General features: G+C 64.3%; 23 protein-coding genes. 14 read left to right on the forward strand and 9 right to left on the reverse strand.

Annotated features, from left to right (window positions below; translation table 11 throughout):
* The first annotated feature begins 305 nt into the window (after positions 1–305).
* From QA640_RS00760 to dnaQ, 4 genes are read left to right on the forward strand one after another with little or no spacing between them, the layout of a single operon-like run.
* Positions 306–1,145, forward strand: a complete 840-nt coding sequence (locus QA640_RS00760; RefSeq protein ID WP_283038899.1) for a pyruvate, water dikinase regulatory protein — start codon at positions 306–308, stop codon at positions 1,143–1,145.
* A 7-nt stretch (positions 1,146–1,152) separates the two neighbouring features.
* Positions 1,153–1,761, forward strand: a complete 609-nt coding sequence (locus QA640_RS00765) for a Maf family nucleotide pyrophosphatase (protein ID WP_283038900.1) — start codon at positions 1,153–1,155, stop codon at positions 1,759–1,761.
* Positions 1,762–1,783: 22 nt separating this feature from the next.
* Positions 1,784–2,383, forward strand: coding sequence for a dephospho-CoA kinase (coaE, locus tag QA640_RS00770; RefSeq protein ID WP_283043078.1), 600 nt, complete (start codon positions 1,784–1,786; stop codon positions 2,381–2,383).
* Positions 2,384–2,403: 20 nt separating this feature from the next.
* Positions 2,404–3,126: a DNA polymerase III subunit epsilon gene (gene dnaQ, locus QA640_RS00775; RefSeq protein WP_283043079.1), complete on the forward strand. Its 723-nt coding sequence runs from the start codon at positions 2,404–2,406 to the stop codon at positions 3,124–3,126.
* Positions 3,127–3,334: 208 nt separating this feature from the next.
* Here the strand turns inward: dnaQ and secB are convergent, their stop codons facing one another.
* On the reverse strand, positions 3,335–3,817 hold the full coding sequence (gene secB / locus QA640_RS00780) for a protein-export chaperone SecB (protein ID WP_283038901.1): 483 nt from the start codon (positions 3,815–3,817) through the stop codon (positions 3,335–3,337).
* Between the two features lie 404 nt (positions 3,818–4,221).
* Here secB and QA640_RS00785 point away from each other — a divergent pair, with 404 nt between their 5' ends.
* From QA640_RS00785 to QA640_RS00795, 3 genes are read left to right on the forward strand one after another with little or no spacing between them, the layout of a single operon-like run.
* The gene (locus tag QA640_RS00785; RefSeq protein WP_283038902.1) at positions 4,222–4,926 is read left to right on the forward strand and encodes a Tim44/TimA family putative adaptor protein; all 705 of its coding nucleotides are present in this window, start codon (positions 4,222–4,224) and stop codon (positions 4,924–4,926) included.
* The gene (locus tag QA640_RS00790; protein WP_283038903.1) at positions 4,904–6,478 is read left to right on the forward strand and encodes an MltA domain-containing protein; all 1,575 of its coding nucleotides are present in this window, start codon (positions 4,904–4,906) and stop codon (positions 6,476–6,478) included. The genes QA640_RS00785 and QA640_RS00790 overlap by 23 nt, the downstream gene beginning before the upstream one ends.
* Before the next feature lie 4 nt (positions 6,479–6,482).
* On the forward strand, positions 6,483–7,064 hold the full coding sequence (locus QA640_RS00795) for a Smr/MutS family protein (RefSeq protein ID WP_349253766.1): 582 nt from the start codon (positions 6,483–6,485) through the stop codon (positions 7,062–7,064).
* Between the two features lie 178 nt (positions 7,065–7,242).
* On the opposite strand, the gene QA640_RS00800 is transcribed toward QA640_RS00795, so the two are convergent.
* The 5 genes from QA640_RS00800 to hslV form a co-directional block, all read right to left on the reverse strand.
* Complete coding sequence (locus QA640_RS00800) at positions 7,243–8,367, reverse strand: hypothetical protein (RefSeq protein WP_283038904.1); 1,125 nt, start codon at positions 8,365–8,367, stop codon at positions 7,243–7,245.
* Between the two features lie 226 nt (positions 8,368–8,593).
* Positions 8,594–9,898, reverse strand: a complete 1,305-nt coding sequence (gene hslU, locus QA640_RS00805) for an ATP-dependent protease ATPase subunit HslU (protein ID WP_283038905.1) — start codon at positions 9,896–9,898, stop codon at positions 8,594–8,596.
* A 53-nt stretch (positions 9,899–9,951) separates the two neighbouring features.
* The gene (locus QA640_RS00810; RefSeq protein WP_283038906.1) at positions 9,952–10,569 is read right to left on the reverse strand and encodes a DUF2585 domain-containing protein; all 618 of its coding nucleotides are present in this window, start codon (positions 10,567–10,569) and stop codon (positions 9,952–9,954) included.
* Complete coding sequence (locus tag QA640_RS00815; protein ID WP_283038907.1) at positions 10,566–11,051, reverse strand: GNAT family N-acetyltransferase; 486 nt, start codon at positions 11,049–11,051, stop codon at positions 10,566–10,568. Before QA640_RS00815 ends, QA640_RS00810 begins: the two co-directional genes overlap by 4 nt.
* A gap of 188 nt (positions 11,052–11,239) precedes the next feature.
* Positions 11,240–11,800 (reverse strand): ATP-dependent protease subunit HslV, encoded by a 561-nt coding sequence (gene hslV / locus QA640_RS00820; protein ID WP_283038908.1) that lies wholly within the window; start codon positions 11,798–11,800, stop codon positions 11,240–11,242.
* 279 nt (positions 11,801–12,079) lie between these two features.
* On the opposite strand from hslV, the gene hisB reads away from it, so the two are divergent.
* From hisB to coaA, 7 genes are all read left to right on the forward strand, one after another.
* Entirely contained in the window at positions 12,080–12,673 is a 594-nt protein-coding gene (gene hisB / locus QA640_RS00825) for an imidazoleglycerol-phosphate dehydratase HisB (protein ID WP_283038909.1), read from the forward strand.
* A 69-nt stretch (positions 12,674–12,742) separates the two neighbouring features.
* Complete coding sequence (locus tag QA640_RS00830; protein WP_283038910.1) at positions 12,743–13,276, forward strand: DUF2628 domain-containing protein; 534 nt, start codon at positions 12,743–12,745, stop codon at positions 13,274–13,276.
* Complete coding sequence (hisH, locus tag QA640_RS00835; RefSeq protein ID WP_283038911.1) at positions 13,273–13,923, forward strand: imidazole glycerol phosphate synthase subunit HisH; 651 nt, start codon at positions 13,273–13,275, stop codon at positions 13,921–13,923. The genes QA640_RS00830 and hisH overlap by 4 nt, the downstream gene beginning before the upstream one ends.
* The gene (hisA, locus tag QA640_RS00840; protein WP_283043080.1) at positions 13,920–14,660 is read left to right on the forward strand and encodes a 1-(5-phosphoribosyl)-5-[(5-phosphoribosylamino)methylideneamino]imidazole-4-carboxamide isomerase; all 741 of its coding nucleotides are present in this window, start codon (positions 13,920–13,922) and stop codon (positions 14,658–14,660) included. Before hisH ends, hisA begins: the two co-directional genes overlap by 4 nt.
* Positions 14,661–14,669: 9 nt before the next feature.
* The gene (gene hisF, locus QA640_RS00845) at positions 14,670–15,446 is read left to right on the forward strand and encodes an imidazole glycerol phosphate synthase subunit HisF (protein WP_283038912.1); all 777 of its coding nucleotides are present in this window, start codon (positions 14,670–14,672) and stop codon (positions 15,444–15,446) included.
* A 76-nt stretch (positions 15,447–15,522) separates the two neighbouring features.
* Positions 15,523–15,846, forward strand: a complete 324-nt coding sequence (locus QA640_RS00850; RefSeq protein WP_283038913.1) for a phosphoribosyl-ATP diphosphatase — start codon at positions 15,523–15,525, stop codon at positions 15,844–15,846.
* A gap of 134 nt (positions 15,847–15,980) precedes the next feature.
* Positions 15,981–16,937, forward strand: a complete 957-nt coding sequence (gene coaA / locus QA640_RS00855; RefSeq protein WP_283038914.1) for a type I pantothenate kinase — start codon at positions 15,981–15,983, stop codon at positions 16,935–16,937.
* A 267-nt stretch (positions 16,938–17,204) separates the two neighbouring features.
* Here coaA and QA640_RS00860 read toward each other — a convergent pair whose 3' ends face one another.
* From QA640_RS00860 to QA640_RS00870, 3 genes are all read right to left on the reverse strand, one after another.
* Positions 17,205–19,439, reverse strand: coding sequence for an ATP-binding protein (locus QA640_RS00860; protein WP_283038915.1), 2,235 nt, complete (start codon positions 19,437–19,439; stop codon positions 17,205–17,207).
* A gap of 126 nt (positions 19,440–19,565) precedes the next feature.
* On the reverse strand, positions 19,566–20,033 hold the full coding sequence (locus tag QA640_RS00865) for a hypothetical protein (RefSeq protein ID WP_283038916.1): 468 nt from the start codon (positions 20,031–20,033) through the stop codon (positions 19,566–19,568).
* A gap of 122 nt (positions 20,034–20,155) precedes the next feature.
* Positions 20,156–21,694, reverse strand: a complete 1,539-nt coding sequence (locus tag QA640_RS00870; protein WP_283038917.1) for a YifB family Mg chelatase-like AAA ATPase — start codon at positions 21,692–21,694, stop codon at positions 20,156–20,158.
* Between the last annotated feature and the right edge of the window lie 191 nt (positions 21,695–21,885).

Raw genomic sequence — 21,885 nt, forward strand, 5'->3', positions numbered from 1 at the left:
GTCAGGCGCTTTGCGGATGCTTGTACACATCCATCAACATCTCCGGCGCGGATCCGGCGAACGCGGATAATCCGTCCATATTCAAAGGCTTGTGAGATATTATCGGCAGCTTATGAAAAGGCTTGCCTGGTGCTGTCCCGCTTCCCCTCGCCTGGTCCCGGGACTTGTCCTTCCGAACAGCGATGTGAAGAAACTTGGCGGTTATCCCGCCGGTGATGTCGCACAACCCTTTCCGAGGGGTTAAGCTCCACAGAAATTCACAAATCACCCAGCGCTCATCCCAGGCCCTCAAGCGAAGAGTTTTCGTGCCGACCTCCAACAATTATTTCCATCTTCATCTGGTTTCCGACTCCACCGGCGAGACCCTGATCACCGTGGCGCGCGCGGTTGCCGCGCAATACGCCAACGTCACGCCGGTCGAGCATGTCTATCCGCTGGTGCGCAGCCAGAAGCAGCTCGATCGCGTGCTCGACGAGATCGAGGAGGCGCCGGGAATCGTGCTGTTCACGCTGCTGGAGAAGGATCTGGTCGCCCGGCTCGAGGACAAGTGCAAGGAGATCAACGTTCCGAGCCTGTCGATCATCGGCCCGGTGATGCAGCTGTTCGAGGCCTATCTCGGCGCGGCAACGACGGGTCGCGTCGGCGCTCAGCACGTGCTCAATGCGGAATATTTCAAGCGCATCGACGCCCTCAACTACACGATGATGCATGACGACGGTCAGCACGTCGATGGCCTGGAAGAGGCTGACGTCGTCCTGGTCGGGGTGTCGCGGACGTCGAAGACGCCGACCTCGATCTATCTCGCCAATCGCGGCATCCGCACCGCCAACGTGCCGCTGGTGCCGGGCATTCCGGTGCCTTCGCAATTGGAGACCTTGACGCGGCCATTGGTGGTGAGCCTGCACGCGACGCCGGAGCGTCTGATCCAGGTCCGCCAGAACCGCCTCTTGACCATGGGCGCCGATACCAGCAGCGACACCTATATCGACAAGCAGGCTGTCGCCGACGAGGTCGCGTTCGCCCGCAAGCTCAGCGCCAAGCACAATTGGCCTTTGCTCGAGGTGACGCGCCGCTCGATCGAGGAAACGGCGGCTGCGATCATGAAGCTCTATACCGACCGGCAACGCAACCGTCCCTCGGACTAGGCCCTCCATGTCCCTCTGGCGTGGCAAAGCTCCGTTGATCCTGGCGTCGCAAAGCCAGGCGCGAAAAATGCTGTTGGCGAATGCCGGGCTCGAGTTCGAGGCGATCCCGGCCGATATCGACGAGCGCGGCGTGCAGGCGGCATCGCGACTTCAAAGCCCGCGCGAGATCGCCCTGCTGTTGGCCCGCGAAAAGGCGAAAGCGGTATCGGTTCAACATCCTGGCCGTCATGTCATCGGCGCCGACCAGACCTTGGCGCTCGGCGAGCAGCTGTTCACAAAACCGTCCGGCCGGACGCAGGCGATGGCGCAACTGCGCGATCTCGCCGGCCGCACGCATGCGCTGCACTCCGCGGTTGCGGTGGCGCGTGACGGCGCCGTTCTGTTCGAGGATGTTTCGGTGGCCCGCATGACCATGCGACAAATGACCGAGGCTGAGCTCTCTGCCTATGTCGATGCCGCCGGCGAGGCCGTGACCACCAGCGTCGGCGGCTATCAGCTCGAAAACCTCGGAATTCATCTTTTCGAGAAAATCGAGGGCGATCATTTCACGATCCTCGGCCTGCCGCTGTTGCCGCTGCTTGCGTTTCTGCGGCACGAGCGTCTAGTTGCGGTATGAACCGACAAATGGCTGCGACCTGATGCTGATCCTCGGACTGACCGGCTCGATCGGGATGGGCAAGTCCACCACCGCAAAACTGTTCGCGGAGGCTGATGTCCCCGTCTACGACGCCGATGCCGCCGTTCATCAACTCTATGAGGGCGAGGCCGCTCCTGCGATCGAAGCTGCCTTTCCCGGCACCACCGCGAACGGCAAGGTCGATCGTGCAAAGCTGTCGGCGCGTGTGGTGGGCGATGCCGCGGCGATGAAGCAGCTCGAGCAGATCGTCCATCCCATGCTCGGCGCCTCGCGCCAGAAGTTCTTCGCAGACGCCGAGGCCAGGAAGGCGCCCGTCGTCGTTCTGGATATCCCGTTGCTGCTCGAGACCGGCGGAGAGAAGCGCGTCGATGCGGTCGTCGTAGTCACGACCTCGCCGGAACTTCAGCGCGAGCGCGTGCTGGCGCGCGGCACCATGGACGCCGAAAAGCTCGACGCCATCATCGCCAAGCAGACGCCCGATGCCGAGAAGCGCAAGCGGGCCGATTTCGTGGTGGATACCTCGCACGGGCTCGATCCCGTGCGCGCACAGATCAAGCACATCCTGGCCGAGGTCGTTAAGATGCCGCAGCGGCGAAGCTGATTCGCTTATCTGACCGGCTCCTGAAGAATATGCGCGAAATCGTTCTCGACACTGAAACCACCGGCCTTGATCCCCTGCGCGGCGACCGCCTGGTCGAGGTCGGCTGTGTCGAGATATTCAACCGCATGCCCACGGGGCAAACCTTCCACCGCTACATCAATCCGCAGCGCGACATGCCGGCCGAGGCCTTCGCGGTCCATGGCCTTTCGGCCGAATTTCTGTCGACCAAGCCGCTGTTCGATGAGGTCGTCGACGAGTTCCTGGAGTTCATCGGCGATGCGCCGCTGGTGATCCACAACGCCTCGTTCGACATCAGCTTCATCAATGCCGAGCTCGACCGTATCAAGCGCGCAGCGATCCCGCGCGAGCGGCTGGTCGACACGCTTTTGCTGGCGCGGCGCAAGCATCCCGGCGTGTCGAACCGGCTGGACGATCTCTGCTCGCGCTATGCGATCGACAATTCCCACCGCACCAAGCACGGCGCGCTGCTCGACGCCGAGTTGCTCGCGGAAGTCTATGTCGATTTGATCGGCGCCCGGCAGTCGCAGCTCATCCTGGCGTCGGAGTCCGAGGAAATTCGTATCGGGACGAGCGGGGACGCGCCGCGGCGGCAGCGGCCGGCGCCGCTGGCCCCGCGCGTCAGCGAAGCCGAGCGCGAGGCCCATCGAGCCTTCATTGCAACGATAGGCGAAAAGGCGATCTGGAACGAGTATCTCGCCCAGCCAGCCGTAAGCTCAACTTGACTTAGATTAGAGGACGGTGAGTTTCGGTCGCTGCCAGCCGCGATTCACCTCTCCCATAGGGAGATGTCGGAGCGCATCGAAAGATGCGATCCGGGTGAGGGTAACGGTCTCACTGAGCGCAGCGGTCCTTCAGCCAGATTGCTTCGCAATCCAACCTCTCCCGCTGGGGAGAGGTGAAGACCGAGGATCGCCTCCCACCGAGTTCAGCTTAGCTCGGCTTGACCTGACCCTGGGCGGCCATCTGCCGCTCCATGTTCTGCCGGTAGAGACCGACGAAATCGACCGGATCCAGCATCAGCGGCGGGAACCCGCCGTCACGCACGGCGGTGGCGATGATCTCGCGGGCGAACGGGAACAAGAGCCGCGGGCATTCGATCATGACCAGCGGGTGCAGATTTTCCAGCGGCACGTTGACGATGCGGAACACACCGGCATAGGCGAGCTCGAAGGAGAACATCACCTTGCCTGCGGTCTCGGCCTTGCCCTCGACCGACAGCACGACCTCGTATTCGTGTTCCGAGAGGTTGTTGGCGTTGACGTTGATCTGGATGTTGATCTGGGGCTGCTGGCCCTGCGGCTGAAGCGAGGCCGGCGCGTTTGGATTCTCGAACGACAGATCCTTGGTATATTGCGCCAGGACGTTGAGCTGCGGAGCCTGGCCTGCCTCGGGGGTGCCGTTTCCGTTGGTCATGAAAATGTCTCCTTACCCGAATGGGCCTGATATCGCGGCCGGTTGGCTAACATAGGCCCGCCTCGTTCCACAAGGACGAACGGCCCCGGATCCGGACTCCTGGCAGGGTCGAAAAGGGTGGCCCTTTACCCGTCCTCGCGGGGGCGAAGCACATCTTAAACGATTGAAGATGCGCGATTTCCGGCCAGGATCCGATTTCCCCTTAAGGATAAAACGCGCTACACTTCGCGCTGTGCCAAAAGGCGCCATTGGCCGGGCAAGATTTCGTGCCTACATCGCTTGGATCTGAAGCGGACCTGATGTCGCCTTGCCGTTCATGTATGGAACGGTTGATTGGCCGGACTGATTTTCCCGGCGAAGACCCTTGGCAGAGACCTTGGCAGAGACCAGAGAGCGAACACGACGTGGACATCTACACCATCATCTTCCTAGCGCTGGCGGTCTTCATTTTCCTGCGCCTGCGCAGCGTGCTGGGGCAGCGGACCGGCAACGAGCGGCCGCCGTTCGACCGCACCGCCCGTAATGCGCTCCAGGGTGCCCAGGACAAGAACATCGTGACCATGCCGGGCAAGGTGATCGATCAGGCTCCGCTGGCGCCGACCGCTGATGTCACGCAGCCTGCCGACCGCTGGAAAGGTCTGACTGAACCCGGCACCGCACTGGCCCAGGGGCTGGACGCGATCGTCGAGAAGGACGCCTCCTTCGATCCGCGCCACTTCCTGTCCGGCGCCCGCAGCGCCTATGAGATGATCGTGCTCGCCTTTGCCAATGGCGATCGCCGGTCGCTGCGCGACCTCTTGTCCTCGGAAGTGTTCGAGAGCTTCGACGCCGCGATCAAGGAGCGCGAGAAGAACGAGCAGAAGACCGAGACGCGCTTCGTCTCGATCGACAAGGCCGAGCTGGTCGGCGCCGAGATGCGCGACCGCACCGCGCAGCTCACCGTCCGCTTCGTCTCGCAGATGATCTCGGTGACCCGCGACAAGGCCGGCAACATCGTCGACGGCAATGCCGACAAGGTCGCCGATATCACCGACATCTGGACCTTCGCCCGCGATACCACCTCTCGCGATCCGAACTGGAAGCTGGTTGGCACCGGAAGCGCGCATTAAGGCGGCCCTGACAAATTGCGCGACGGCGCTGTGCGCAGGTGCCGTCGCGCTATCGTCGTTTTCGCTGGGCGCTGAAGCGGCGCGCCGTCATCATCACAGCCGCATTGCTTCCGAAATCGCCGCCCCACCACCGCGGGCCTTGCCCTACCCCCAGCTCGCGTTGCCGCTCGAGATTCCCGGCGCGCAATATCTGCCGCTCGCCTGGTCCGATGTGGCCGGCTGGAGCGATGACGATCATCTTGCGGCCTACAGGGCGTTTCGCGCGAGCTGCAAATCGATTGCGGCGCCACAGCCGCAGGTGATCGAGCCCAAGGCCATCGGCGGTTCGCTGAAGGAGCCGTGCCGGATCGCCAAATCGCTCGACCTTTCCGACGCGAGCAAGGCCAAGGCGTTTTTCGAACGGCATTTTTCGCCGCTGCGCATCTCGCGGCTCGGCGAGGCCGACGGCTTTGTCACCGGCTATTACGAGCCGGTGCTCGACGGCTCGCGCGTCCAGACCGACGTCTACAACGTTCCGGTCTATCGCCGTCCCTCCAATCTCTTCGTCCGCGGCTTCAAGCAGGATGCGCCGAGCCTGCCCAACAACGGCCCGGTGTACCGCAAGATCGGTCGCCGCAAGCTGGTGCCCTATTACGACCGCGGCGAGATCGAGGATGGTGCGATCGCCGGCCGTGGCCTCGAGATCTGCTGGCTCAAGGATCCGACGGACCTGCTGTTCGCGCAGATCCAGGGTTCGGCGCGGATCAAATTCGACGACGGCTCGACCATCCGCCTCAACTACGACGCCTATAACGGCTATCCCTATACGGCGGTCGGGCGGATCCTGATCGAGCGCGGCATCATCCCCAAGCAGGACATGTCCATGCAGAAGATCAGGGAGTGGATGACGCAGAACCCTGATGGCGCCAAGGAGCTCCGCCGCCAGAACCGCTCCTACATCTTCTTCCGCCAGGTCAACCTGTCCGACAAGGACGAGGCGGTCGGCGCGCAGGGCATTCCGCTGACGGCGGGCCGCTCGATTGCGGTCGACAAATCGCTGCATGTCTATGGCACGCCGTTCTTCATCGAGGGCGAGCTGCCGATCGACTCCGAGAAATCCAGGACGCCGTTCCATCGCCTGATGATCGCGCAGGACACGGGCTCGGCGATCATCGGCCCCGCGCGCGCCGATCTCTATTTCGGAGCCGGCCAGGAAGCCGGCCGCGTCTCGGGCCGGCTGCGCCACAACATGCATTTCGTGATGCTGGTGCCCAAGAGCCTCGATCCCGTCGCGCGCGGTACGAGGCTGCCCCTGCCCGATCCGCGGCCCTCGGCGAAGATCGCAAAGCTGTTTCCGCAAACGGCGCCGGTGTCCGGTCAGAACGCCGGGGCGGGGCAGGCAGCCAAATCTTCGGACGCTGCAAAGGCTGGCGCTGCGGCTTCCACGGTGTCACAAGCCAGGGACGCGACCGTTGTGGTGGCCAATCCCGTGCCGCTGCCGGAGCCGCGCCCCATCATCAAACCTGTTCGCGAGCAACGCAAGCACGTGCGCCGTCGTACCAGCCCGCAATGAAGCGATCGTCCCGCCCGCCCGTTCTGGACCCGCCGCCCTCCCCCGCCGCCGAGCGCTCAGCGAGGACGAGCGCGCGCTGTGGGAGATGGTTGCAAAGCAGGTCAAGCCGCTCCGAAAACGTCGCGTGACGAAGGCGGAGGCGGCGGCGCGCGCCGAAGTCTTGCCGGCTGGGCCCGCGGCGAGGCATCCAGCGCCGTCAAGGCCGATCGTCCCTGCGCCGGCTCCTCGCGTGATGAAGCCCGCCGTCCCGCCTTTGGCGCCGCTCGGCAGGCGCGAGCGCGCAAAGCTGTCACGCGGCCGCAGCGAGATCGAGGCGCGGCTTGATCTGCATGGCATGACCCAGATGCGCGCCCATCGCGCGCTCTCAGGCTTCCTCCAGCGCGCCCATCATGATGGCCTCACCTTCGTGCTCGTCATCACCGGCAAGGGAAAAGCCGGCGGCGAAAGCGGCGTGCTCCGCCGCCAGGTGCCGGAGTGGCTGAGCCTGCCGGAATTCCGCGCCTTCGTCGTCGGCTTCGAGGAAGCCCATATCGGCCATGGCGGGGCGGGCGCGCTTTACGTGCGGATCAGGCGCGCGAGGTCTTAGCCGCGGACTCGCTGCAACCTCTCCCGCTTGCGGGGGAGGTCGGCGTGAAGCGCCGGGTGGTTGCTCTCTCAACACGGGGAGTCCCAATGCGGAGACACCCCTGCCCCAGGCCTCCCCCGCAAGCGGGAGAGGGAGCGCACCTCCGGTGTGGCCACAAGTAATCTGCTCTTGCAGAACTCTAAAACGGCCGCACAATTCCGACTCGCGGGATCAAAGTGATGATCAATCCGAAGATATTTGTCCTCTGATCCTCTTCTGGGATCAGCGCTGTCTCCTGCTTGGCCGGCAGCATCTTCACTGCATGCAGGATCAGGAACATGCAGACCGCCCAGTTCGAGATCCAGCGCGAATAGTCGAATACCATCGCGAACATCACGACATAGGCGAGGCTGACGCCGAGGAGGCCTGCGATGACGAGACGCCGGTGAGTCTCATCGGCGAGCGCGCGGATCAGGCGCGTAAAATAACGCCATAACGGCATGTGCAGCCAGATCAGCAGCGCAAAGACGGGCACGCCGAGAACGTTGTGGGGCATGCGGCCCCAGGTGTCCGCAAGCTCCTTCGCCAGCGGCTGGTACCAGATGTAGCTGAATTGCAGCAGCTCGGTGCGGGCGGGATCGGCCATGCGGCTCTTCAGATAGGCGACGAAATCAGCCTCCGGTATCGGCATCGTTCCCAGGAATTGCGCGGCGAAGAACAGCGCGCTGACGACGAGCAGAGCCGCGAGCCCGAACGCGACGTTCACGCGATTGATGCCGTGCCCGAGATAATGCCTGACGACGACGACCATGATGATCGTCGGCACATACATCAACAGATGGATGTGGTGGATCAGGATCAGCACGATCGAGAACAGGGCGGCGATCGCAACATAGAGGACCGAGCGCGCCGGGAGCAGCAGCAGCACGATCGCGAGCGCACAGCCATAGATGTCGAAATGGCCGAGCGTATGCATGAAGTTCTTCAGGAAGAAGGGCGAGCCCGCGATGAACACGAACAGCGGGAGGGTCTTCTCGTTGAGACCAAACACCCTGCGGAACAGCATTACGAACAGCCCCAGCGTCACCAGCCATGTCACGCCGCCGAGCGCGAACACCAGCCACACCGGCACCTTCGCCGTGAACAGCGCAACGATGGCGCCGATCAGCGCGCGCTTGATGAAGCCGAAATGATAGTCGACGAGAAGGTGGATGTAGGGAACGTAAGGCGGCAGCAGGATCTTGTGCAGGAAGACGCCGGCGATCACGGCGGCGTTGATGGCGAGCAACAGGCGCCAGGGATTTTGCCAAAGACTACCGCGCACAGGGCACCCGCGCTGCGGACATTGCCCCCGCCGTCATCCCGGACAAGCGCACGAAGTGAGCGCCGATCCGGGACCCGTAACCACTAATATTCGTTTGAGCCAAAGCCGGGGCCGCTATCTTGTCGACGATTGCCGTCAGGGGTAGTCGCAACGAGCACGAGCGCTCGCGCGGAGGTCCTGGCTTTCGCCATGACGACGGCGGGATAGATAGCCGACCTCCGGCGAATTACAAAATAAACCGGCTCAGATCGGCATTCTTGGCGAGGTCGCCGACGTGCTTCTGCACGAAGTCGGCGTCGACCCGGATGGTCTCGCCGTTGCGGTCCGGCGCGGTGAAGGAGATCTCGTCCAGCACCCGCTCCATCACCGTTTGCAACCGCCGCGCGCCGATGTTCTCGACCGTCGAATTGACGGCGACCGCGATGTCGGCGAGCGCGTCGATGGCGCCGTCGGTGATGTCGAGCGTCACGCCTTCGGTCTGCATCAACGCGACATATTGCTTGATCAGCGAGGCCTCGGGCTCGGTGAGGATGCGCCGCAGGTCATCGCGGGTCAGCGCCTGCAATTCGACGCGGATCGGCAGGCGGCCCTGCAATTCCGGCAGCAGGTCCGAGGGCTTTGCGACGTGGAAAGCGCCGGACGCAATGAACAGGATGTGGTCGGTCTTCACCGCGCCGTGCTTGGTCGAGACGGTGGTCCCCTCGATCAGCGGCAAGAGGTCGCGCTGCACGCCCTCGCGCGAGACGTCGCCGCCGACGCGGCCGTCGCGCGCGCAGATCTTGTCGATCTCGTCCAGGAACACGATGCCGTTGTTCTCGACCGCGCCGATCGCCTCCAGCGTGAGCTGGTCGTTGTCCAGGAGCTTGTCGGATTCCTCGTTGACGAGGATCTCGTGCGAGCCCTCGACGGTCAGCCGCCGCGTCTTGGTGCGGCCCCCTAACTTGCCGAAGATGTCGCCGATCGAGATCGCGCCCATCTGCGAGCCGGGCATGCCCGGGATCTCGAACATCGGAAGGCCGCCGCCGGAGGACTGTGTCTCGATCTCGATTTCCTTGTCGTTGAGCTCGCCGGCGCGCAGCTTCCGGCGGAACGATTCCCGCGTCGCGGAGCTGGCATTGGCGCCGACCAGGGCATCCAGCACGCGCTCTTCGGCGGCGAGCTGGGCGCGCGCCTGCACGTCCTTGCGCTTGCGCTCGCGCACCTGGAAGATGGCGACCTCGACGAGATCGCGCACGATCTGTTCGACGTCGCGGCCGACATAGCCGACCTCGGTGAATTTGGTCGCCTCAACTTTAAGGAACGGCGCGTTGGCGAGCTTGGCCAGCCGCCGCGCGATCTCGGTCTTGCCGACGCCGGTCGGCCCGATCATCAGGATGTTCTTCGGCAGCACCTCCTCGCGAAGCGAGCCGGTGAGCTGCTGGCGCCGCCAGCGGTTCCGGAGCGCGATCGAGACGGCGCGCTTGGCCTCGGACTGGCCAACGATGAAACGGTCGAGTTCGGAAACGATTTCACGGGGGGAGAAGTCTGTCATGGGACCTTAGCTAGGATCAGAAACCGGCCGGGACAAGCCGCATTTTGCAGGGGTCAGATAATCGGCGGACCGGATTGCCAATGTTTCACGGCCTCGATCGGATGGATCAGCATCAGAATATTGAGCGTCAGATTGTCGCGAATGTGGAGCGCCATCATGATCTCGAAAACGAGCCCGATCAGGACGATGGCCTTGACCGGCAGAATCCGCGCCGCGAGGAAGCCGAGCACCATCAACAGCGTGTCGGAGACCGAGTTGACAATGCTGTCGCCGTAGTAATCCAGCGAGATCGTGCCGGCGCGATAGCGCTCGATGATGAAGGGCGAGTTCTCCACGATCTCCCAGGTGCCTTCGATCAGCATGGCGATGATCAGCCGCGCCGGCCAGGACAGTTGGAAGAACGGCAGGCGCGCGAACAGCAGCCACGTCAATCCGTAGAACAGGAAGCCATGGAGAATGTGGGAGAAGCTGTACCAGTCGGCGATGTGCTGGGAATTCTCCGAGCTGTTGACCACGCCGTGCCAGAATTTGACATAGCCGCAGGTGCAGATCGGTACCCGCCCCATCGCAAACAGGATCGAAGCCTGCAGCGCCAGCAGCAACAGCGCGAGACCGATCCAGGTGATCGGCGGAAACGCCGTCTTGATGGTGCGGGTTGGCGCGGGCGTCATGGATTGCGCATCATCAGCAGCGATGGCCCGTCGGGTGTCTCCACCATGCCAACTCTCTCAAAACCCGCCTTTTCATAGGCGCGCACGGCGCGAATGTTGAGCGGATTGGGATCGGTCACCATGCGCGGCAGCCCTTGCCGAAAGCGCTCATCCACGAACTGCCGGATGAACGACGAGCCGTGCCCGCGAGCGATCATGCCGGCTTCACCGATGAAGAGGTCGATGCCACGTGTACCCTCCGGCTGCGGTCCAAAGCCCGCATTCCAGGCAGTCAGGCTGTAGCACTGAAGATAGCCGAACGGCTGGCCCTCGGCCAACACGATGAACTGGTCCATCGCAGGCTCAATGAGGTCGCCGCTCACGAGCGTGAACTGCTCCTCCGGATCGCCCCACCACTTCAGCACATGCGGCTCGGCCAGCCACCGCCGGATCAGCGGCAGGTCGGCCGCTGTCATCGGGCGGAAGTTGTAAATGCTAGTCATCTAATAGTAGCAACGGCGGGACTGCGCTCCCTCTCCCGCTTGCGGGAGAGGGTTGGGGAGAGGGTGCTTCCGCAACCGATAATCCTGATGTGGAGAGAGCCCTCACCCGCGCCTTCGGCGCGACCTCTCCCGCAAGTGGGAGAGGTTGCAGCCGGCATGCGGACGGGCTTGTCCGTCAAACCCATGACCTAGCCGCTCGACAGGCTTTCGATCGTCACGTTGCGGTTGGTGTAGACGCAGATGTCGGCGGCGATGTCGAGCGAGCGGCGGACGATGGTCTCGGCGTCCTTGTCGGTGTCGAGCAGGGCGCGGGCCGCGGCGAGCGCGTAGTTGCCGCCGGAGCCGATCGCCATCACGCCGGCTTCGGGCTCAAGCACGTCGCCGGTGCCGGTCAGGACCAGGGAGACCTCCTTGTCGGCCACGATCATCATGGCCTCCAGCCGCCGCAAATAGCGGTCGGTGCGCCAATCCTTGGCGAGCTCGACCGCGGCCCGGGTCAGCTGCCCCGGATATTGCTCGAGCTTGCTCTCCAGCCGCTCGAACAGGGTGAAGGCGTCCGCGGTCGCGCCGGCGAAGCCGCCGATCACGTCGCCCTTGCCGAGCCTGCGGACCTTTTTAGCGTTGGACTTGATCACGGTCTGGCCGATCGAGACCTGGCCGTCGCCGCCGACCACCACCCGGCCGCCCTTGCGGACGGTTACGATCGTCGTGCCGTGCCAGACCGGCGGGCTGTTCTGGGAATCCTGCATGAAGTACCTCGTTGTCCGGCCTGATTTAGGCGGTCCGGTCCCGGGGCACAACGGGCCGCTCCGGCCCTAAATTCGCTCACCATAGGCCGAAGTAGAGCCCTGCCGGGAGCATCCCGCAGTAGCGAAGGCGTCATTTGGCTGTTAAAAGACCGCCGTTTTCGGCCCCAAGGGAGCACAATCCGGACAAGTGGGCACCGGTTTTCCCTCGCGACAAACGCGGAACGCGTTTGCGCGGAGGTCTTGCTCAAATACTCAAATAGAAGCGAAAGCCAACTTTCAATGCGCACCGCGACGATCAAGCGCAAGACCAAAGAGACCGATATCGAGGTATCCGTGAACCTCGATGGGTCCGGCGTGTCTGATATCACGACCGGTATCGGCTTTTTCGACCATATGCTCGATCTCCTCGCCCGCCATTCCCGCATCGACCTCACGGTCAAGGCAGTGGGCGACCTGCACATTGATTATCACCATACGACCGAAGACACCGGCATCGCGCTCGGCCAGGCCGTCAGGCAGGCGCTCGGCAACATGGCGGGCATTACCCGCTATGCGAGCGTCCATATGCCCATGGACGAGACGCTGTCGCGCGTCGTCATCGACATCTCGGGCCGTCCGGTCCTGGTGTTCAAGGCCGACTTCCCCCGCGACAAGATCGGCGAGTTCGACACCGAGCTCGTGCGCGAGTGGTTCAACGCCTTCGCCATGAACGCCGGCGTGACTCTCCACGTCGAGACCCTATATGGCGAGAACAGCCACCATATCGCCGAATCCTGCTTCAAGGGTCTGGCGCGGGCACTGCGCGCCGCCGTGGCGATCGACCTAAAGGCGGCGGGCGAAGTGCCCTCCACCAAGGGCTCGCTCGGCGGCTGACATCTCCGTCTCGCGGCGATGGGCGCCGCTGACGGTATCAAATATCTTCTTGAGAACGGGGCATCCAACATGCCTGCCTACACAGTTCATGCTCCAGGCCCTAGCGGCGCGGACCTACGCGCGACGGACAGGTTCGTCTTTGTGCGCGACGGCTTTCATTTCTGGGCGGCGATCTTCGGCCCGTTCTGGCTGTTGTGGCACCGGCTGTGGCTGGCGTTGCTCGGCTGGGCGATCTTCTTCGCCGCGTTCCAGGCCGGGCTGTCGAGCCTTGGCGTCGGCCGCTCCTCGATCTTCTTTGCCGATATCGTCGTGGCCCTCTTGATGGGCCTCGAGGCGTCGAGCCTGCGCCGCTGGACGCTGTCGCGCGGCAATTGGCGTCAGCTCGACGTGGTCATCGCCGACGACCAGGACACCGCCGAGCGCCGCTTCTTCGAGCGCTGGAGCCAGAAGCAGCGCGGCCTCGTCAATGATCAATGGGCCGTCGACCGCGGCGGCCCACCGCCGACCCGCTCCGTCCCGGGTCAGCCGTTCTCAAACCCGCCGCCGCTTCCGTCCGGTGGCATCATTGGATTGTTTCCAGAACCGGGAGGGTCATCACGATGAGCGTTGCCATCATCGATTACGGTTCCGGCAATCTGCATTCCGCCGCAAAGGCCTTCGAGCGCGCCGCGCGCAGCATGGAGGATGGGCAAAAGGTCTTCGTGACGAGCGATCCGGATCAGGCCTACAGCGCCGATCGCCTCGTGCTGCCCGGTGTCGGCGCCTTCGCCGACTGCCGGCGTGGGCTTGATGCCGTCAACGGCATGGTCGAGGCGATCACCGAAGCGGTGCGCGTGAAGGCGCGACCGATGTTCGGAATCTGCGTCGGCATGCAGCTCTTTGCCACGCGCGGCAAGGAGCACGTCATCACCGAAGGCCTGAACTGGATCGCCGGCGACGTCGAGAAGATCACGCCGCGCGACGAAAACCTGAAGATCCCGCACATGGGCTGGAACACGCTCGACGTCGTGCGCGAGCACCCGGTGATGGACAAGCTGCCGCTCGGCCCGAAGGGCCAGCACGCCTATTTCGTGCATTCCTATCACCTCAATGCCGCCTTTGAGGCGGACGTGCTCGCGCGCGCCGACTATGGCGGGCCCGTCACGGCCATCGTGGCCAAGGACACCGCCATCGGCACCCAGTTTCACCCCGAGAAGAGCCAGCGCTTTGGCCTCGCCCTGATCTCGAACTTTTTGAGATGGAAGCCGTGATCCTCTTCCCCGCCATCGATCTGAAGAACGGCCAATGCGTGCGCCTGGAGCAAGGCGACATGGCGCGCGCCACCGTATTCAACCTCGATCCTGCGGCGCAGGCGCGAAGTTTCGCCGCGCAGGGATTCGAATATCTCCACGTCGTCGATCTTGACGGCGCCTTCGCCGGCAAGCCGGTGAACGCGGATGCCGTGGAGGCCATGCTGAAGACGATCAAGATCCCGGTGCAGCTCGGCGGCGGCATTCGCGATCTTGCGACCGTCGAAGCCTGGCTCGCCAAGGGCATCACGCGCGTCATCATCGGCACGGCTGCCGTGCGCGATCCGGAACTGGTGAAAAGCGCGGCGAAGAAATTCCCCGGCCGCGTGGCCGTCGGCCTTGATGCCCGCGACGGCAAGGTCGCTGTCGAAGGCTGGGCCGAGACCTCGCAGGTGACGGTGCTGGAAATCGCGCAGCGCTTCGAGGATGCCGGCGTCGCCGCCATCATCTTCACCGATATCGCCCGCGACGGCCTGCTGAAAGGCCTCAATCTCGAGGCGACCATCGCACTGGCAGATAGCATCTCGATCCCCGTCATCGCCTCCGGCGGCCTCGCCTCGATCGAGGACGTCAAGGCCATGCTGACGCCGCACGCCAGAAAGCTCGCCGGTGCGATCGCTGGCCGCGCTCTCTATGACGGCCGGCTTGATCCGGCTAGCGCCCTCACCCTGATCCGCAACGCGCGCGCTGCTGCCTAGGAGAATCAAATGTTCAAGGTGCGCGTAATCCCCTGCCTCGACGTCAAGGACGGCCGGGTCGTCAAGGGGGTCAATTTCGTCGACCTGCGCGATGCCGGCGATCCCGTCGAGGCGGCGATCGCCTATGACGCCGCCGGCGCCGATGAGCTCTGCTTTCTCGACATCACTGCGACCCATGAGAACCGCGGCATCATGCTGGACGTGGTCCGGCGCACGGCGGAGGCCTGTTTCATGCCGGTGACCGTCGGCGGCGGTGTGCGCAAGGTCGATGATATCAAGACGCTGCTGCGCTCGGGCGCCGACAAGGTCTCGATCAACAGTGCCGCGGTGTCGCGGCGCGAGTTCGTCAAGGAAGCCGCGGAAAAGTTCGGCGAGCAGTGCGTGGTGGTCGCGATCGACGCCAAGCGCGTCAAGCGCCCCGGCGGCTCCGACCGCTGGGAGATTTTTACCCATGGCGGGCGCAATGCGACCGGCATCGATGCCATCGAATATGCCCAGGAGGTGGTGTCGCTGGGTGCCGGTGAAATTTTGCTCACCTCGATGGACCGCGACGGCACCAAGCAGGGCTTTGACATCCCGCTGACCCGGGCCATCGCGGACAGCGTTCTCGTTCCCGTGATCGCCTCGGGCGGCGTCGGCAATCTCGATCACCTCGTCGACGGCATCCGCGACGGCCACGCCACCGCAGTGCTGGCGGCGTCGATCTTCCACTTCGGGGAATTTACCATCCGCGAGGCCAAGGACCACATGGCCCGTCGCGGCCTGCCGATGCGGCTGGATGCCTGACGACTCCGGTTCGTAAAAGTGCTACACGGGCAAGTCTGGACGGTTGGTAAAGCCGGCGTGTTTCTGAGTATCTTGTATGTCGCGTTTCACGATCCATGATCTGGCCGCAACCATCGATACCCGCGCCGCGGTTGCTGGCGAGGTGTCCTATACGCGCAAGCTCCTGGACAAGGGCGCGGAACATTGCGCGAAAAAGTTCGGCGAGGAAGCAGTCGAAACCGTAATCGCAGCAGTCGAAAACGATCGCGCACATCTGATCGCTGAAAGCGCCGACCTGCTCTACCACTTCCTTGTGTTGCTCAAGGCGCGTGGCGTAAAGCTGGAAGAGGTCGAGGCGGCGCTCGAGAAGCGGACGTCAATGTCGGGGTTGGAAGAGAAAGCGTCGCGCAAGAGCGAGTAGAGCATGATCCTGATCCGAAGGACCGCGTCAGCGCAATTTGCGAAGCGGTTTTCCCTCCCGACAAACGCGGTACGCGTTTGCGCGGAGGTCATGCTCAAACCAAAGAGCTAGAGTCGGAACGGAAAGGCGGCGTCATGGATATCCGCGCACCCGAGCAACAGTACAATCCGTACCGCCTCTATACGCGCGAGCAGTGGGCGCGGTTGCGTGATGATACGCCGATGACGCTGGAGCCGGGCGAGTTCGACCGGCTCCGCTCCATGCATGACCGCCTCGACTTGCAGGAGGTCGAGGACATCTACCTGCCGCTGTCGCGCCTGCTCTCGATCTACGTCGACGCCATGCAGCGCCTGTATTACGCACAGCGCCAGTTCCTCAACATCCGCGATCGCAAGGTGCCCTACATCATCGGCGTGGCCGGCTCGGTCGCGGTCGGCAAATCCACCACCGCCCGCGTGTTGCAGGCGCTGCTCGCGCGCTGGTCGCCGCGACCGAAAGTCGATCTGATCACGACGGACGGTTTTCTCTATCCCAATGCCGTGCTCGAGCGGCAGGGCATCATGCAGAAGAAGGGTTTTCCGGAGAGCTACGACCTGCCGCTGCTGCTCGGCTTCCTCTCCGACGTCAAGTCCGGCCGCCACCCCGTGCGCGCCCCGGTCTATTCGCATCTGACCTACGACATCGTGCCCAATGAGTGGGCCGAGGTCGATCAGCCTGACATCCTGATCGTCGAGGGTGTCAACGTGTTGCAGACCGGCAAGCTGCCGCGTGACGGCAAGGCGGTGCCTGTCGTCTCCGACTTCTTCGATTTCTCGGTCTATATCGACGCCGACGTGGCGGCGCTGCGGCAATGGTACGTCAAGCGTTTCCTGGCGCTGCGCGACACCGCGTTCACCAATCCAAAGTCCTACTTCCACCGTTACGCGCTGCTCTCGGACGACGAGGCCACCGCCACCGCGATCGCGATCTGGGAGCGCACCAACCTCGCCAACCTCGAGGACAACATTCTGCCCACCCGCCCCCGCGCGACGCTGATCCTGAAGAAGGGCGCCGACCACGTGGTGGAAAGTGTGGCGCTGCGAAGGTTGTAACCATTTGGTAGGGTGGGTTAGCGAAGCGTAACCCACCTCTTCTGCTTCCGTGGAGATAGTCAGTGGTGGGTTACGCCTTCGGCTAACCTTACTGCGTCATAAACGCTCTAACTCCTCATCCTGAGGAGCTTGCGAAGCAAGCGTCTCGAAGGATGTGGGCCATAGGCGGGGCCTCATGGTTCGAGACGCGCTTCGCGCTCCTCGCCATGAGGGTTAGTGACAAAGATTAGTCTAATCTAACCCACCGTACGGCAGTGTCGATTGTGGCTACAGCGCCAGATGCCGTGACGCCGCGAGGCCCGCCAGTGCCTCTTCCAGCTTCTCGCGGTCGAGCGGCTTGATCAAAAATCCGTCCATGCCTGCTTCGAAACAGGCGTAGCGATCCTCCACCAGGGTGTTCGCGGTCAGCGCCAGGATCGGCGTGTGGCGACCGCCCTCGCCTGCCTCATGCGCGCGGATGCGTTTGGCCGCTTCGATGCCGTCGAGCTGCGGCATCTGGATGTCCATCAGCACGAGATCGTACGGCGTGCCGGCCGATTTCGCCGCGAGCCAGGATTCCAGCGCCGCCTCGCCATGGGTTGCGATCACGACGCGATGCCCAAGCCGCGTCAGCAGCGATCGCATCAACAGTGCGTTGATCTCGTTGTCCTCGGCGACCAGGGTCGACAGACCCTTTGTCACAGCAGACGGCGTGATGGATGCCTCGGCTGGCGGCTCCGGCGCGAGCTCGGGCGAGGCGACCTCCGGGGTCAGTGACAGACGTGCGGCGAGCGAGGCTGCGCGCAACGGCTTCACCAGAAAGCCCGTGAAGGCCGGCGAGAAGAGTTCGTGCCGCGTCGCCGGCGTGAGCAGCACCAGCCGCTGGACGGCATGGCTACGCGCCGCATCGCCAAGCCGTGCCGCGATGTCCGGACCGAGCGCGCGATCGATCAGCACGGCATGCCAGGAACGCTCCGGCAGCAGCGCCAGCGCGACGTCCACGTCCGAGACCGTGCAGATCTGGCCGCCCCAGCGCTCCAGCCGCCGCGCGATCAGCGACGCCTCGATGCCCTGGGCCGCGATCAGCAGGATCGATTTGGCGGTGAGGTCGGGGCTCGGGAACGTCGTGTGTCGGGCGCTTGCCTCGACTGGAGTGAGCGGAAGGGAGACCTCGAAGGTCGAGCCCCTGCCCGGCTCGCTCTCCAGCGTGATCCGGCCGCCCATGCGTTTGACGATGCGCTCGCTGATCGCAAGGCCAAGGCCGGTGCCGCCATAGGTGCGCGCGACGCGCTCGTCGGCCTGCTCGAATTCGCGGAAGATGCGCGACTGCGCCTCGGCCGCGATCCCGATGCCGGTGTCGCGCACCAAAAAGCTGACCTCGTTTGGCCAGAGACCAGGCTCGACGATCAGCGCGACGCCGCCATGCGAGGTGAACTTGATGGCATTGCCGGCGAGATTGAGCAGCACCTGGCGCAGCCGCGCGGCATCGCCGACGATGTCGAGCGGCAGGCGCTCGTCGACATAGGCCGCGATCTCGAGGTTTTTTGCCTGCGCGCGCGGCGCGAGCAGCTCGGTGATCTCCTCGACCAGCGTCGACAAAGCGAAGGCACGCTGTTCGAGGTCGAGCTTGCCCGCCTCGATCTTGGAATAGTCGAGCAGTTCCTCGATCAGCGCGGTCAGCGCTTCGCCGGAGGTTTTCACGGCCCGCGCATAGGTCGTCTGCTCCGCCGTCAGCGTGGTGTCGAGCAACAGGCTGCTCATGCCGATGATGCCGTTGAGCGGGGTGCGGATCTCGTGGCTGGCCATTGCGAGAAAACGCGACTTGGCGCGGTTGGCCGCGTCCGCCTGGTCGCGGGCCTCGGTGAGCGCGCGTTCGGTCTCGGTGCGATCGGTGACGTCACGGCCGACGCTCTGGAGCTCGGCCGGCTGACCGGCATCCAGCCGCACAAAGCCCTCGCGCCAGGCGATCCAGCGGGCGCCGATAGGGGTCGCGATCTTCTGGTCGTGGATGCGCGTGCCGTTGCTCTCGAGCGCGGCGTCGCCCTGCTCCAGCACGTCGAAATTGAAGCGCGTGCCGACCAACGTACTGCGGGCCTGCCCGGCAAGCTCGCAATAGGCGTCGTTGGCGAAGGTGATGCGTCCCTGGTGATCGCGCAGCACGATCAGATCACCCTGCGATTCGAAGAGACTGCGCGCGCGCTCTTCGGCCTCCTTGAGCTCCCAATTGCGATCGACCAGCGCCTCGTTATGCGTTGCGAGCGTGCGCAGCCTTTTGTTGACGAAGCGCAGCCGCATGCTGAGCGTGGCGAGTCCAAGGCAGGCGAGGGCGAACAGGAAGCTCGCGCCGATGGCAAAGGCGTTGGGATCGTAGCCGGACTTCTCGGCCCGGCTGCCGGCGATGAAGCCATAGGCGCCGCCGAACGTTGCCGAAAAGATCATGAAGGAGCGGATCGCGAAGGCGATCCTGGGATGGCGGCGCCTGAAGCGGCGCATGTGCACCTTGATCCGGAACGACCGACCCATCGCCAAAGATCCTGACTCTGCCTAGAATTCTTTTGCCCGCCCTCGGTGACGATGCGTCGCTCGACCTTGCGAACAGTTTGAGGTTTTGCAGCCGGCTCGAAACAGGGTTGATGAGACGTTAACGGCTCAGAGCGAGGCCGCCTGAAGATGGCGATGTTCGCCGGCAGCGCCGACGATCAGCGCGGCGGCATCGCGGGCGGAGAACGTCTTCGACCGCACATAGATGTGGTAGTCGGCCGGCCCCGCGCTGAAGAGATAGATCACCGGATCGGCGCTGCTCGGATGCGCGGAGATCGCGACGAGGCGCGTTGCCGCGCTGGCCTGGCAGGCGTCCGTCTCCGCGGTCGGCCCGTCGTCGACCAGGACGAAATCCGCAGCTTCCGCCGTCTCGGTGATCTGGACGCGGACGGTGGCGTGGGCGGGATCGTCGGTGAAGGCGACGTGCAGGCCGGCAGACCAGGGAACGGAAGCGAGCTCGACCGGGGTTTCGCCGACGACGATGCAGGGGTGCGATGGAGTCCCGGGCCCGCCGCGCGCCAGCACCGCCGCCGCCATCAAGGGAACAACCGAAGCCAGAACCTTGAAACGCAACATGACACTCTACTCGCCTGAGGCCCCAAGTGAACTCAGGAGGAGCTCGTGGAAACGCGTGGGCCTTTATGGTTTGCAGAGCGTAAAGGAAACTCGTTACTGCCGGGTTGATATACGCATGCGCGTCACGCCATCTGGCGCACATCCTCCGCGAGTGCGCGGTAGGAGAGGGCCTCGGCGAGATGCAGCCGGCCGATTTTGTCGGCGTTGTCGAGGTCGGCCAGCGTGCGCGCCACCCTCAGCACGCGATGATAGCCGCGCGCCGACAGTCGCATGGTCTCGGCGGCATCGCGCAGCAGCTTCTGGCCCTGCGCATCGGGTTTGGCAATTTCCTCGAGCACCGCGGCCGGCGCCTCGGCATTGGTGCGCACGTTTGGCAGTCCTGCGGCCTGATAACGCGCGAGCTGAATGTCACGGGCAGCGGCGACGCGTGCGGCGACCTCGGTCGAGCCTTCCGCCGACGGCGGCAGGATCAGGTCGGCAGCCGTCACCGCAGGCACCTCGATGCGCAGATCGATGCGGTCCATCAGCGGACCCGAGATGCGCGCCTGGTAGTCCGCCGTGCAGCGATCGATGCGGCCGCGCTTGCAGGCATAGCCGGGCTCGAACGCGTTGCCGCAGCGGCACGGGTTCATTGCCGCGACCAGCATGAAGCGGGCAGGGTAGGTGACGCGATGATTGGCGCGCGACACCGAGACCTCGCCGTTTTCCAGCGGCTGGCGCAGCGAATCCAGCACGCGCGGATCGAACTCAGGAAGCTCGTCGAGAAACAGCACGCCCTGATGTGCCAGCGAGATCTCGCCGGGTTTTGCGCGCATGCCGCCTCCGGTCAGCGCGGCCATGCTGGCGGAATGATGCGGCGAGCGGAACGGCCGCCGTGCGGTCAGCGCGCCGCCTTCGATCTCGCCGGCGACGGAGGCGATCATCGAGACCTCCAAAAGTTCGCCCGGCGACAGCGGCGGCAGGATCGAGGGCAGGCGCGCGGCCAGCATCGATTTGCCGGCGCCTGGGGCGCCGATCATCAGCAGGTGATGTCCGCCTGCCGCCGCGATCTCCAACGCGCGCTTGGCGCTCTCCTGGCCCTTGATGTCGCGCAGATCGAGCGGGGAGGCGGCCGCCTCATGCACCTTCGGCGAGGGCCGCGACAGCACCTGCGTGCCCTTGAAGTGGTTGGCGATCTGGATCAGCGAGCTGGCGGCGATGATCTGGATATCCGGGCTCGCCCAGGCGGCTTCCGAGCCGCAGGCCGCCGGACAAATCAAACCTTCCTCGCGGGCATTGGCGCCGATCGCCGCCGGCAGCACGCCGGCAACCGGCGCGATCGAGCCGTCGAGGCCGAGCTCGCCCAGCACCGTAAAGCCGGCGAGGGCATCCGGCGGGATGGCGCCGATCGCCGCCATCAGCCCGAGCGCGATCGGCAGGTCGTAATGGCTGCCTTCCTTGGGCAGATCGGCCGGCGCCAGATTGACGATGATCCGCCGCGCCGGCAGCGCCAGGCCCGAGGCGATCAGCGCCGAGCGCACCCGCTCGCGCGCCTCCGAGACCGCCTTGTCCGGAAGACCGACAATGGCAAAGGCCGGCAGGCCAGGCGCGACCTGCACCTGCACGTCGACCGCGCGGGCCTCGATCCCCTCAAAGGCGACAGTAGAAACCCGCTGAACCATGCTCGAACCAGCCTGCTTTCGTACACAATCGAGGGTAGCAGGCGGCCGATCGGCTGGCAAGAACAATACGGGAACATATGTCCCGGCCCCCGCGCATTTCCTAACGAGGCGTAAACGGGACGGGGACAGTAAGCCTCGAATGCGAGCCGATCCGCTCAGCACATCCCAACGAATGTTCGCTAAGTGTAGGA

Source organism: Bradyrhizobium sp. CB82 (assembly GCF_029714405.1).
In the GTDB taxonomy this organism is placed as follows: Bacteria; Pseudomonadota; Alphaproteobacteria; order Rhizobiales; family Xanthobacteraceae; genus Bradyrhizobium.

Bases quoted from the DNA above. Each gene is read 5' to 3' on its own strand.
- secB (WP_283038901.1), bottom strand. From the start codon at position 3,817: ATGACCAACGGAAACGGCACCCCCGAGGCAGGCCAGGCTCCGCAGCTC.
- QA640_RS00870 (WP_283038917.1), bottom strand. From the start codon at position 21,694: ATGGTTCAGCGGGTTTCTACTGTCGCCTTTGAGGGGATCGAGGCCCGC.
- QA640_RS00815 (WP_283038907.1), bottom strand. From the start codon at position 11,051: ATGACTAGCATTTACAACTTCCGCCCGATGACAGCGGCCGACCTGCCG.
- coaE (WP_283043078.1), top strand. From the start codon at position 1,784: ATGCTGATCCTCGGACTGACCGGCTCGATCGGGATGGGCAAGTCCACC.
- hslU (WP_283038905.1), bottom strand. From the start codon at position 9,898: ATGACAGACTTCTCCCCCCGTGAAATCGTTTCCGAACTCGACCGTTTC.
- QA640_RS00765 (WP_283038900.1), top strand. From the start codon at position 1,153: ATGTCCCTCTGGCGTGGCAAAGCTCCGTTGATCCTGGCGTCGCAAAGC.
- QA640_RS00865 (WP_283038916.1), bottom strand. From the start codon at position 20,033: ATGTTGCGTTTCAAGGTTCTGGCTTCGGTTGTTCCCTTGATGGCGGCG.
- coaA (WP_283038914.1), top strand. From the start codon at position 15,981: ATGGATATCCGCGCACCCGAGCAACAGTACAATCCGTACCGCCTCTAT.
- hisB (WP_283038909.1), top strand. From the start codon at position 12,080: ATGCGCACCGCGACGATCAAGCGCAAGACCAAAGAGACCGATATCGAG.
- hslV (WP_283038908.1), bottom strand. From the start codon at position 11,800: ATGCAGGATTCCCAGAACAGCCCGCCGGTCTGGCACGGCACGACGATC.
- QA640_RS00850 (WP_283038913.1), top strand. From the start codon at position 15,523: ATGTCGCGTTTCACGATCCATGATCTGGCCGCAACCATCGATACCCGC.
- QA640_RS00810 (WP_283038906.1), bottom strand. From the start codon at position 10,569: ATGACGCCCGCGCCAACCCGCACCATCAAGACGGCGTTTCCGCCGATC.
- hisH (WP_283038911.1), top strand. From the start codon at position 13,273: ATGAGCGTTGCCATCATCGATTACGGTTCCGGCAATCTGCATTCCGCC.
- QA640_RS00830 (WP_283038910.1), top strand. From the start codon at position 12,743: ATGCCTGCCTACACAGTTCATGCTCCAGGCCCTAGCGGCGCGGACCTA.
- QA640_RS00860 (WP_283038915.1), bottom strand. From the start codon at position 19,439: ATGGGTCGGTCGTTCCGGATCAAGGTGCACATGCGCCGCTTCAGGCGC.
- hisF (WP_283038912.1), top strand. From the start codon at position 14,670: ATGTTCAAGGTGCGCGTAATCCCCTGCCTCGACGTCAAGGACGGCCGG.